Source organism: Methanobrevibacter sp. (assembly GCF_045603845.1).
In the GTDB taxonomy this organism is placed as follows: domain Archaea; phylum Methanobacteriota; class Methanobacteria; order Methanobacteriales; family Methanobacteriaceae; genus Methanocatella.
On the sequence record NZ_JAZUMY010000030.1, the window covers coordinates 1 to 2,358 of the forward strand.

1 protein-coding gene and 1 pseudogene are annotated in these 2,358 nt (G+C 34.9%); both read right to left on the bottom strand.

Going from position 1 to position 2,358, the window contains the following annotated elements; translation table 11 throughout:
• Positions 1-1,341: hypothetical protein (locus tag ACKI2W_RS02945; RefSeq protein WP_407379072.1), on the bottom strand; the 1,341-nt coding region annotated here is incomplete at its 3' end.
• 75 nt (positions 1,342-1,416) lie between these two features.
• A pseudogene (gene budA / locus ACKI2W_RS02950) lies at positions 1,417-2,215 on the bottom strand (acetolactate decarboxylase).
• Between the last annotated feature and the right edge of the window lie 143 nt (positions 2,216-2,358).

Here is a 2,358-nt window from a genome sequence, read left to right on the forward strand (position 1 = left end):
TTCAAAGAAATTTACTCCTCCACCTCTAGGAGATGTATTGTTGATGAAATTACCGTTGAATGTTATGTTGTAAGGAGTTTGACGGTAGTTTACTCCACCACCATTCAGGTTGGCAGTGTTGTTTATGAAATCACATGTGAATATGGAATTTGTTGAGGTATTCTTAAATGTTATTGCACCACCGTTTCCAACTGTTTCATCAACTTGGCCTAAAGCAAGATTATTAATATAATTACATGTAAAGTTATTGTTGTCGGTAGTGTTGTAGAAAAACATTGCGCCTCCACAGGATTTGGCAACATTGGAGGTGAAGTTAGAGTTAAACTTATTGTAGTTTGCCTTTTTGTAAAAAAAGACTGCACCACCGTAGAGTGCGTAATTGTTGGTGAAAATGCTTTCAAAACTGTTGTTTTCAGTCAGACTATTGAAAAATATTGCTCCTCCACTGGCTTTTATTGCCTGATTGCCATAGAATTCAGAAGAAAAATTACTGTTCATTGACTGTCCACGGACAAAGATCGCTCCACCAGTCCTTTCAGCACCATTGTTTCTAAAGACACTATTAATAATGACATTATTAACCGCACCGTTAAAGTATACTGCACCACCATTCTTTGCGCAATTGTTAATAAAAGTGGAGATGATTTTGGAATTTGAATAATCATTCTCAATAAATACTGCACCACCAGTTTCGGCGGAGTTATTATTGAAATTACAATTTGTCAAATTACCTTTCTCATAAAAGCAAACTGCACCTCCCCTGGAAGCGGAATTGTTAATGAAATTACAATCAGTCATGCTGCCGGAAGTCATCCAGACAGTACCTCCATCTTCAGAAGCAATGTTATTTGTGAAATTACAATCACTCACAGTACCGGACTTTTCAAAGTGAACTGCACCACCCTCCATTATTGTGTTACCATTTATGAAATTTATATTTTTAAGTATTACATTGTCTACTGTTATTTTGAATATTCTTGATTTTCCCTGGGCATCGATTTTATGACCTTGTCCATCAATTGTTATTGATTGGTTAATAATGATTCCATTAGACTCAAAATCGTCTCCATGTTCATAATCCTTAGTTAATATTAATGTTGAACCATATTTTTCAGTAATATTATTTTGCAATTCAGAAAATGTTCCTACATTTCTCTCAATTGTTATTTCTTCATTTTCTGTTAAACTGATTAATTCAGTTTCCTCAACAGACACCATTTCATCAGCATCAGCTTGTGACAATTCACCTACATTATCGTTTGCATCACTGGCACATACACCAGCTACACTGAATAAAAAAATAGCAAGCACCAGTATGATTATGCTTTTTTTGTATTTCATGAATCCTTATTCTCCCATTTATTGTAATAAATTGTTTTTTCTAAAAATAATAAAAAAGGGAATAACTCAAAAGAATTATTCCACACTGCTGATTTTACTGGTCATGTCTTCGGTGAAATTCATTTTTGCAAATAAATCGTCAGTTGGAAGTATCATATTGAATTCATGAATTTCATCAATTTGACCTGATCCCTTGAAATCAGTTAAATTTAGGACATGTCCTCCTTTTGTCTTGTCATCAGACAGGAAGTGAAGATGCCATCCGTGCATGTTCAATTCGTTCATGTAATCTGGGAAATACACTGCCACAATTGTTCCGGTCTGGTCGGTGTGGTTGAATACCCTTTGGTCAACTGCAGCCACATCGGTGAATTCCTTATATGGCTCTTCCTGTTTTTCAACACTTCTGACTGTAATGTTTGAAAAATCACCTTTGATTTTGATTACATACATATTGTTTGTACCGTATTTTGTGATTTCATTGTCCAATTGACTGGTTAAATCGTCAAAATCCTTTGCAGTAATGTTGTCTATTTTTGCGTCTTCATCAAAGTGAGTAAGTACCGAACGGTACTTTTTCATCATCTGACATGACATTGATGCTTCCATCAGAGGCCGCCTGATAAACAACACCGTCCAAGACTATCATCTCACCATTTACTCCTTCAAATGTTCCAAGACCGATATCACCATGTGATTTGAAATCACCCACAGTGATTACTCCGCCATATTCTCCATGCATGAAAGCCTGCATTAATGAGACCTGATACATTGAATCATCATTATTGCTTAAAAATAATGAATTTTGAGCGCTGACTGCTGAAACAGCAAGTAATCCCATTATAATTAATGCAAATAATATCTTTTTATCCATAAAAATTATTCAATGTCGTCAAGTTGGTAGATTTTGATTCATGATTTTTCTCCGTTATTTTATTGTTTTTTCTCATGTTTTATGTTGGTTGGTATTGGATGTTGAAACATCTGTGTGGTTTTTTCTTTCTGGGTGTTGTTTTG